This is a genomic window from Halalkalibacter alkalisediminis, assembly GCF_028610705.1.
Lineage (GTDB): Bacteria > Bacillota > Bacilli > Bacillales > Bacillaceae_D > Halalkalibacter > Halalkalibacter alkalisediminis.
The window spans coordinates 1-10036 of record NZ_JAQQWT010000064.1 but is presented as its reverse complement, the minus strand read 5'-3'; the positions used below and the strand labels follow the sequence as shown (position 1 = coordinate 10036).

Here is a 10036-nt window from a genome sequence, read left to right as displayed (position 1 = left end):
CATTGCGACTAGAGAGAGGGGAAATCATCTTTGAGGGCATTTAGTGAAAGGAATCTTATTGGCCAAGAGTTAAAGCCATCAAGTTTTATGACTCGGATCTTCATACCCATGAACACAGAGTTACGGTTAATGGTACCAAGAGATATTTATTTTAGAGCCCAGGTGTTATGTGAAGATGTTTATGAACTAACAGAAAATCGTTTTAAATTAGGAAACCTTGTTGAGATGTTATGGGAAGACTTCCTTGATTACGTGAGGAGAAAACAAGACATAAAAGCAACATATCAACTTCTTCTTGAATACGACCAAGGAACGCCTAATGTAAGATTGAAAAAATATGATGAAAAGAACATAGAAGAAGTGCCTCTTTATCCAGTAAGAAAACCTTCAATAGATGATGAAGTCGAGGTTTTCTATTCTAAAATGAAAAGGAAGGATGCACTAAGAGGAGAAGTAATGCTTTCAGATATTGCTCAACTATTCCCTAATCATCATTTTACGCTAGAGAGGGTATTAGAAATACTTCTGATCGATTTTATTGTTAAGTATAGCAAGGGTGAAGCGCAAAAAATTGTGAAAGAATTTCTCGATGATGAAAAATAAAATAAAAAGGGAGTAGGTTAACTAACCCACTCCACAAAAGACGGAATCCTTAACATATTGTTTTTAGTCAGGTTCCTGTATTTAACTTTACATTTCATATACGGATCAAATGAAATGAAATCCTTAGTTTCTTTCACGACGTGACCACTATACGTTTGATAAACTTTATTACGGGCTTGAGGAGGCATAAACTCCATCAAGCCTATATATTTGCCTTTTTCATCCGAAAGGGTAAGACCAAACTCACCTTTGCGTAATCCGGAAATATAGACGTCTTGGTATTGATAGTTAATGATCTTTAACCAGTCATGACTTCTCTTGCCGACTTTATATTTTGATCCTGCATTCTTTAAAACGATTCCTTCTAGATCTTGAGCTTTCACAGCATCAAAATAAGCTGCTGCATAGCCTTCAATATATTGAGTTACAATGATCATCTGCTGACCACCTGGGATTGTTTCAGAAAGAAGGCTCTTTCGTTCGAGTAAGGGAAGTGCAGTGATCTTTTCATTGTTGGGGTCCAGACAGTATTTCGGCAAAATTGTACGTTAAGGATATAAACGTTGATATAAAAGGGATGTTCCACTAACGGTGGTTTTTGGTACTTGCACTCGTTCTTTCATTTTGGATTAAATAGTAGTTCCAAAACTCGTTTCATAATCAAAGTATCAGCTAAAACCTTTTTGGAACTGTCTTAGCGTACAAAATTTCCGAAATGTTGGCGGTACGCCTATATTAAAAATAAGAAGGAAGAGTTTTCTCCAAATATGGGAGGGGAAAAGAATGGAGAAAAATATTGTGAGAAGTATAATCTTTTCTTACACGGTATAATTAATCTAAACTTATAGTATTATTTTTTTGTACATAACAAGAACAAGAAGAACAAAAAAATGAGCCCAACTATAATAAAGAATGGCTCCATTATACCTAAAAACGATAGAAGATCTTGAGATAACATGTTCAAAGATTTATAGTCGAATATTTGTGCAATCAAAAATAATATAATTAGTCCTAATATCAGTTTCCTCACTTTTAACCTCCTACACTTTTATGATTGAACATACTTAACATAATTATACTGCTCTATATAAATGAATGAGAAAAACTTTCAAAGCAATTAGTTTTATACTAAAAGTTGAAAAAATCTTAGCGATGAGAATAAAATCACAAAAAATATGTTAATCAATGAAACAAACTTTCTGTAATTTTATTCGTGCAGTACTAAAATGCCAAAGAATTTAATTCGGTTCTACAACAGTTCGAATAGATTGCTCTACTTTAAATGCATATCGATCATCCCAAAATTCGTATGGGTAAGGGAAAGCAATAAATTGTAAATTTGTATCTTCTTGAACATCAGAGGTTTTTAACTCATAAACATAGGTTTCATTAACAGGTGTATTTATATGTAATATTTCTTTACCGTTCAAATTTGATTGCTTCCAATTCTCAAAAGCAATAACTGCATATGTCATTTCGTTATCTTCAAAAGGACTATTCATTTGTAAATAGGCCATTTTATTTTCTTTTATACTACTGATCAAATTTTTCTTCTTACGATTATCACTAAAGAAAATAGGTGTCAGATCACCTGCATTATTATAAATATATTGTGGTTCATCATACTTTACATCTAGATTTGATAACTCCGCCCCTTCTACGATATACCTTTTACTATATAGTTGTTCGTAATAAAATAGTTTTTCAAAATCTAACTCTTTTACAAAGTCATCAGGGTCTCTTACTATTAGTACTACTATCTCAACAGTATCAGGGTGGACTTTGATCGAAAGAGAAAGGTCATTAATAGAATTTGGTTCAACTTCAAGTTTGAGGATATCATTTATAAGATTATGTTCATAATAAAAACTACTCTGAATATAATCTTGCAAAATAATAATACCATAAGTTCTGTCAGCATCTACTTCATGACCAATAGACAAAATTAGATTTGCAACAGAATTATTGTCTAATTTTAGTGCTTCGTCATCTAATAAAGGAATTTTATCTTCTTTAAACGTTGCAATTGATACGCGATTTTCCGTATAAGATTCCTCTTTTGTATCTTCTCCGGCTGGCGACACTCTCTCGTTATTCAAAAAGATTAGAATTAAAGAAAGTACTATTATCCCTATAATACTAGCCGTAATAATACTACTCTTTTTCAAAATAAAACCTCACTTTCTATCAATCCTCAAATAACAAGTTGAGACGTAATAACGTCTCAACTTGTTATAAATTAAAAGTTAGTTCGTGTCTCTGGATACCAATCTGTATAACCAGACCTTTTAAAAGTATGATTTCCAATAGCATAACCCGATGGACCTACACTTCCTGGATATGCAGTTGCACTAGTTTGTGTTGTTTTAGATTCACTTTTACTATCTTGAGCTAATTGTGTTCCACTGCCATTAAATGCTCGAACTCTAGCACCAATAGTGTCTTGTTGATAATCAGCTTTTGAAGTTGCAGTTGCATAAAACTTCGAGAATACAGGTTTTTTAGCGACAATTGATGCTGTTCTATTACCAGCAGTAGAGAATATACTAAATTCATTTTCAGAAGTTTCATAGGATGAAATCTCTTCCCCCTCTACTAAAACTTCTTCGCCGCCAATAATTTCTACCGTCTTAATTTTTTTTACTGTTACATCTTCTGAATCAGCTAAAGAAGGTGATGAGAACCCCATCAAAGCGACTCCAATAATAAGTGTACTAACCATTTTTTTCACTAAACATCCTCCATTTACATATATTGTAATTAACTACAATATAATACTACCATCATCTATTGGTTAAGTATACCAATTTTTATAATAAATAGAAACGTCAAATTAGAATCCTCCCCTTCCGGTGTCATTACTCATCAACTCTGTTCATTTTTCTTTTGGCCCGAATCAACGTACTTTTTGAAATTCCTGTTTTTTCTTCTACTTGTTTATATGAATGAGAATTTAATAGTTCCAAAGCAAGTTTTATCTGTTTGCTAGAGAATTTTTTAGGACGTCCTTCTCTAAAATCCTCACGCTGCTTTGCGATGGCTTTTCCTTCCTGGGTCCGTTCTACAATCATATCTCTTTCAAATTCCGCAAAGGAACTCATGATATTAAAGATCAGTCGTCCTGTTGGTGTATCCTCAACTATTCCCATATTTAGTACATGAACTTTTACACCCTTTTCAAACAGCTTTTTAACTGTTCCAATAGCATCAGCTGTACTTCTAGCGAATCTATCCAGCTTGGTTACTACAAATGTATCACCAACTTCTAGCTGTTCTATAAGTGCTTGAAACTGGTGTCTTTCCTTTATTGTTCCAGTAAACTTCTCTGAAAAAATTTCATTACATCCAGCTTCCTTCAATGTTTTTATCTGCGCTTCTAAATCTTGTCCCACTGTACTTACCCTAGCATATCCATATTTCATTATTAGTTTTCCTCTCTCATTTATGAAACTAAGTTATGACACCGATCAATACCTTGATAATACAGTACCAGAAGGTAAGTGTCAAAACTTTTGAGTTTTGATATCAAATGAAGAATTGTTTACTACTTTTGGAGACAGGATTTCGAGATAATATTAAAAAAAGCACACGTTAGTGAAATAAATTTATACTTTACCCTCCTCACTATAATGAGAGACCATACCTCTATCTATAAGGAAACAGCCTAATCAAAAGACCCAAGAGATTCTCTTGAGTCTTTTTTTTATAAGAATAGAAACATTCCATTTAGAATGATAAATGCAATCGTTGATGCGATTAGCCAGTTTACTCCTTTATTGTAGAGTGTGAATTTCCTGTTGCATATTTTTGAATTGATGTAGACTTGAGATAGGTAATCATTCACCAGCTCGTCTTTCTTTATCCCAATCATACTGTTTTTAAATGCGATAAAAGATTTGTTCTGAATGGTGCCAAAGAAGAGAGTAGAATCCTTCGATAAATCCGCCTCATTGTAAACGCCTGTGTCAATGGAACCTTTCTTCCCTCTAAAAAGGTAGGTGAGGCTAACAATCATTAAAATAATGAACACCACTAGAACAACAGTTGTTATCCCCAAGTATTGAATCTTCAAATAAGGCGTATCCTTGTCAATCTCCTTGAGCCCTTTCATTAGCTTGTTTAATGAACCGGTAATAATACCGCTCGAAAAAAATCCTCCGAGAAGGATACCTGCAAACGCTAACGAGAAGGATATTTTTGTGTCGCAGTTTGAAATCCAAAAATTTATTCTTTCTAATGTTTGAACCGCTTCCTCTTTTATTTCACTTTCACTCAACTTGTTTTCTTCTGACATACTCGCTCTCCTTTACACATCAAATAATCAATCTTTTTATAGCCATTTCATAATTCTTTTGCAAGAACAAATTCTTATGTAAATCGTATCAAACTTTCGACCTAGCGACCACACAAATAGTATAATGAAAATTGTGAATGTTGCAATGGGGAAGGGGGAGCACGCAATTGCCAAAGGTAACAGAAGAAGGGTTGAAGAAAATAGAAGAAAAAATTGAAACCATCTTTACCACAGAAATGGAAGTAGATGATTTCGAGGGAGACAGTGTTCCGTCAGTTGATGACTTGCCGGATAAAAACAAAGGGTTGATAGTAACCAACTGCACAATTCTTTTTGTTGATATCAGGAGCTCCACAAAGTTATCGGATAAGTCTCAAGCCAAAAGTATGGCAAAAATCTATCGTGCTTTTGCAAGAGCGATGTCGATGTGTGTGTATGAAAGCGGTGGGAGAGTTAGACAAATTGCTGGTGACAGAGTGATGGGTGTATTCGTTGATGATGCAGAAGAAAGCTCTATCCAAAAAGCTATGGATGCCGCACGTGCCATTACAAGTGTCGTTGAATATATTTTTAACCCGCTCTGCCGAAAAAACGTCAACCAAAAAGAAATTGCTTGTGGTGTGGGAATTGATACGGGAAGAATCCTGGTCACACCTATTGGGATTAAACATCAAGGAGATGACTCCAGGGATTTGGTGTGGGCAGGAAAGACGGCAAACGTGGCAAGCAAACATACCGACCTCGCAGAAGCATCTGAGATTTTTGTGACAAAGCGTTTTTATGAGAAACTCCCTTCTGGATACAAGAAAAATAGTGACGGCTCTGAAATTTGGACAAAGACCTTTCGATTTAAAGGCGATACCTTGTTTGAAGGGTATGGGGTTCGTGAGTTTTACCTACCGGAGCTAGTAGAGGAGCCATCTGATGGGGAAGAATCAGATGAGAAACGAGCAACGTCTTCTCACAAAGGCATCATAGAATCAGAAGGTAATGATATTGGACGTATCGTCACGGACATTGTTCAAGGTGTAGAATCCAAAGTTGGTGGACTGTTGAGTAATTTTGAACAAGTTGTTATACGTGAATTAGCTGTCGCCGCAAAAGAGTCCCAAGCGGAGAGGAAACTCCAGGAACTGCAGAGCCGGGAACAAGCTGTGAAGAAAAAAGAAGAAGAATTGAAGAAGAAAGAACAGGATATTGAGAGAATCCTTGCTTACAGGAAAAAAGAACTCGCCTACACTGTTAAAGTGACCGCACTCAGAGAAAGAACAAACCATATGAAGCTAGAAGACTTTTTAATTGAATTGAAGCAAGTTCAAGATTTAGGGGCGGCAATTGGAAAGAAAGCCGGGACTGTCCACAATGAATTGCATGTATTTCAAATCGTAATGTATTTACATGGCAAAGGTGAATCGGAATTAGCGTTTCGGATTCTGATTGGACAATTGACAGAAGATTTGCCAACCGCTTACATTCCTTTAGAGTCTAACTCAGTTCCGGTTATTAAAAAAGTAGGTCGAGAGCAGGAGTACTTGCAAGCCGTTATTTATCACATTCAGCACCACGATCCATCCGTTGATAACGTTCTCCGGCTCAGGAATGTTCTCAAACAATTGGGAATAGAAAACGAAATCGTAAATCGCAGAGGTCTGTTTATTGAATAGTACGAGAGAGAGGAATCATTAATTGAGGTCAAGCCATAAAAGTTTCAATCTTGAAAACAGTTTAAAAAGAATTGACTCTATCCTGTATGACAGTACATCGTATGAAGAGTCAGATGATATCCCTGATATTGATGACTTAACCTTTAACAACGGAAAATACGTGAAATGTGCGGCGATTTTTATCGACTTGAGAGGTTCAACAGACCTAATCAAAACACAAGGAAAATTGTCCAAATCTTTAGCACGTCTCTATAGAGCATATATCAGTGAAATGGTCGCCATCGTTAACAGCTTTAAAACGTGTAAGGAGATTAACATTGTTGGAGACTGTGTGTCAGCTATGTTTGCTGGGGATATAGAAGGTGCTGAATCGCCGGTTATCGAAGCTCTTCAAGCTTCATCTATGTCCAATGCAATGATGAATGCCCTAAACGTGAAATACAAGAAGAAATGGAAAGACTTTGATGAGTTGAAAGCGGGCATTGGAGTTGCCTATGGAAGGGCTCTTGTCATTAAAGCGGGATTTAGCGGAAGTGGGATTAAGGATTTGGTATATATGGGAGACGTTGTAAACAAAGCATCAAAAATGTGTGGACTAGCTTATAAAAAATATACATCGCACGCAATTTGCGTTACAGAAGAGGTTTATGTAAGTGCAGGCACGTATATTGCAAATGCTGAGAAACAGCAAACGTTCCAGGATTTCTTAACGGAAAAGAATCATAATACGTTTGGAATTGTTTATGTGGGGAATTTTCATAGAATAAGCATTAACAACTGGGCAGAAGAGAATAAATGAGAAGGCTCACTGATGTGGGCTTTTTTTATATGAAAAAACCACAAGGCATATGCCTCATGGTCTAAACTTTACTCTTTCTCCGCTTTTTGAAAATCTTCCGAATGAAGAACCGATGCAAGTGCTCGAAGGTGTTCAATCTCCAGGTTCTCAAACTTCAAATTTTTGAACTCATAAACGAGTTTTCTACGTTCAATGTCTTCTCGAATCCTCTCCGTTACAGGGAATCTATTAGTTGAATAAGTATTTTTTTGAAATTACATTAATTAAAATCATATCACTCTAAAAAACTCGGTCTCGATACGTTGGATACCTTTGAAGAAGAAGCACCTATCGATATGGCTACAATTGTGTTAGTTTTAGCGACCTATCAAGCTTTAGCTTGACTTTCAGCCTTTAGGCTGATGATGTTTAAAAAGAGGGGGATGTTAAGAATGGAGGATGTTAAGGTATAGCTTTATAAAAAAGTTAGACCCAAAATAGGCTATAAACGTTGATTTATTAACCTTCATCATATTGGTTCGTCTTTACTTCAAATCAACATTAAGATCAAAAGATTTAAGGGCTAGAACGTAAGGATAAATACTTAATTTGGGGCGCCTAAAGGGTCTGCTCATAGACTGTAAGGTTGCCAAGATCACGCAACCTAACAGTCTATGGCATCTCGCTTCGGTCTAAAATCACCGATAACCACGGACTGTACAGCTCATTCTTCGCTTAACATTCCGTAGGTTCCTGTCGATTTCTTAACGCCCGAACGACGCTGAAGTTCAAAAGACTAGAAGAATAAAAGACAAAAGGATAGCAAACTAACGTTTGCTTTTTTATTGTGGTTTTTTTCCTTTTGACTGCGAATCGTAAAACAGCGCAAGCGTGTTTTTCGTTCTCCGTGCAAAAGGGAAAAAATCCTTCCCTTTGGGAAATGAATTCGCTTCGCAAGTCAAAAGGAAAAAAGAAATAAATCAAATTCAAAGGAGGATAAACACGATGAGTAAAAAAATCTATGACATGATTACGAACAAAATTATCGAAAAATTAGAAGCTGGAACGGTGCCGTGGCGGAAACCATGGATCAATGGGATTGCGGTCAATTGGAAGACACAAAAGCCTTACAGAGGTATTAATACGATGCTGTTAGATGGGGGTGAATATGCCACGTTTAACCAAATTAAGGAAGCAGGTGGAAAAGTCAAGTTAGGAGAAAAATCACACATTATTGTGTTTTGGAAATGGCTTGAGAAAGAAGATGAGGAAAGTGGAGAGGTTGAAAAAATCCCATATCTACGTTATTACCGAGTCTTTGAAGTTGGTTCTCAGGTAGAGGAATTAGAGCCAAAACGAAAAGAAAAAGCCTATCAACATGATCCGATCGAGGAAGCGGAAAAGATCAAAGAACAGTATGTAAATGCTCCTAGTTACAGCCAGATTTCAGGGAGTGCTTATTATAAGCCGTTTCAAGATCATATTAATGTCCCTCCAAAAGAAGATTTTAAGAGCATTCACGAGTATTACAGCACGTTATTTCACGAATTAATCCATAGTACAGGGCATAAGGATCGTTTGAATCGCTCAGGAATAACAGCCTATAACGGTTTTGGCAGTGAATCCTACAGCCGAGAAGAACTCATAGCAGAGCTTGGCAGTTCGATGTTATGCGGTATTGCTGGGATTGATAATCATACGCTTGATAACTCGGCTAGTTATATTCAATCTTGGTTACAGGCTTTGAAGAATGATAGAACGTTAATCATTAGCGCTTCGCAACAAGCACAAAAAGCCGTCGATTACATTCACCCTCTCGAAGGGTGAATGTAACAAAATAGATATTGTTTATCTTTCTTTGAAAATAGTCAAAACCCTTGATAAATAAGGGAATTCCCTTAAAAAAATAGTCAAAAACATTGACATTTTAGTGTTAAAGTGGTATATTATATATAAGGAAGGGGGGAGCAAAAACGACCAAACAGGCAAGCGTTAAATCCATCTAGCGCAGATACTAAACACCATTAAAAACTGGAGGTTTTAAGATGGAACCCGTTTTCGAAGTAGTAAGAATTAGACAAGAGATTAGAGATTTAAAGGAAGATTATGCAAGGCATAAAGTAGGAAGTCCCGCTGATGCGGCAGAACTTGCAACAAAGGTTATCGGTGACGAAGATCGAGAAGTGTTCCTAGTCATGATGCTAAACACAAAAAATCAAGTGGTTGGTCTTCATCGATGCCATGTTGGAAGTTTAAATGCAAGCATCGTACACCCGAGGGAGGTCATGAAATCCGCAATACTCAATAATGCGGCTTCTATTATCGTTAGTCATCAGCATCCAAGCGGTCAATGCGACCCATCCAGAGAAGACATAGACGTAACCAAGCGACTGGCAGAAGCGGGTAGAATCATCGGAATTGAGCTTTTAGACCATGTGATTGTGAACTATAAAGGCGATTTTTACTCTATGAGAGAAAACGCAAAATTTTAAAAAGCGGAGGGGCTTACGCCCCTTCGACTATCATCTAAAGGAGGATAATCATGAAACTTCTTCTAGAAGAACTAAAAAACTTGTTTGATGAACGTGAACAATTAAATCTTGATCCATTCGAAGTTAGGGATATAGAGCTTGCTATCGTTGCTTGCGAAATAAATAAACGTGAAGTCTTAGATTTACTGTACGGTCAAACATATTG

10 protein-coding genes are annotated in these 10036 nt (G+C 36.3%); 5 read left to right on the top strand and 5 right to left on the bottom strand.

Translation table 11 applies throughout. The annotated features are described in order from the left end of the window. Nucleotides 1–30: 30 nt before the first annotated feature. A complete protein-coding gene (locus PQ474_RS25070; RefSeq protein ID WP_273848306.1) occupies nt 31–603 on the top strand; it encodes a hypothetical protein in 573 nt (190 codons plus the stop codon). A gap of 17 nt (nt 604–620) precedes the next feature. Here the strand turns inward: PQ474_RS25070 and PQ474_RS25065 are convergent, their stop codons facing one another. From PQ474_RS25065 to PQ474_RS25045, 5 genes are all read right to left on the bottom strand, one after another. Then, nucleotides 621–1142, bottom strand: a complete 522-nt coding sequence (locus PQ474_RS25065) for an ATP-dependent DNA ligase (protein WP_273848305.1) — start codon at nt 1140–1142, stop codon at nt 621–623. 699 nt (nt 1143–1841) lie between these two features. Further along, nucleotides 1842–2771, bottom strand: a complete 930-nt coding sequence (locus PQ474_RS25060; RefSeq protein ID WP_273848304.1) for a hypothetical protein — start codon at nt 2769–2771, stop codon at nt 1842–1844. A 71-nt stretch (nt 2772–2842) separates the two neighbouring features. Next, on the bottom strand, nt 2843–3334 hold the full coding sequence (locus tag PQ474_RS25055; protein WP_273848303.1) for a hypothetical protein: 492 nt from the start codon (nt 3332–3334) through the stop codon (nt 2843–2845). A gap of 127 nt (nt 3335–3461) precedes the next feature. Further along, nucleotides 3462–4025 carry a recombinase family protein gene (locus PQ474_RS25050; RefSeq protein WP_273848302.1) on the bottom strand — a complete coding sequence of 188 codons (564 nt, stop codon included), beginning with the start codon at nt 4023–4025 and terminating at the stop codon, nt 3462–3464. A 281-nt stretch (nt 4026–4306) separates the two neighbouring features. After that, entirely contained in the window at nt 4307–4897 is a 591-nt protein-coding gene (locus PQ474_RS25045; RefSeq protein ID WP_273848301.1) for a Pycsar system effector family protein, read from the bottom strand. A gap of 167 nt (nt 4898–5064) precedes the next feature. On the opposite strand from PQ474_RS25045, the gene PQ474_RS25040 reads away from it, so the two are divergent. From PQ474_RS25040 to PQ474_RS25025, 4 genes are all read left to right on the top strand, one after another. Then, nucleotides 5065–6561, top strand: coding sequence for an adenylate/guanylate cyclase domain-containing protein (locus PQ474_RS25040; RefSeq protein WP_273848300.1), 1497 nt, complete (start codon nt 5065–5067; stop codon nt 6559–6561). Nucleotides 6562–6583: 22 nt separating this feature from the next. Continuing rightward, a complete protein-coding gene (locus PQ474_RS25035; protein WP_273848299.1) occupies nt 6584–7360 on the top strand; it encodes an adenylate/guanylate cyclase domain-containing protein in 777 nt (258 codons plus the stop codon). Between the two features lie 984 nt (nt 7361–8344). Then, a complete protein-coding gene (locus tag PQ474_RS25030) occupies nt 8345–9166 on the top strand; it encodes an ArdC family protein (protein ID WP_273848298.1) in 822 nt (273 codons plus the stop codon). Between the two features lie 218 nt (nt 9167–9384). Beyond that, entirely contained in the window at nt 9385–9831 is a 447-nt protein-coding gene (locus PQ474_RS25025; protein ID WP_273848297.1) for a JAB domain-containing protein, read from the top strand. The last annotated feature ends 205 nt before the right edge of the window (nt 9832–10036 follow it).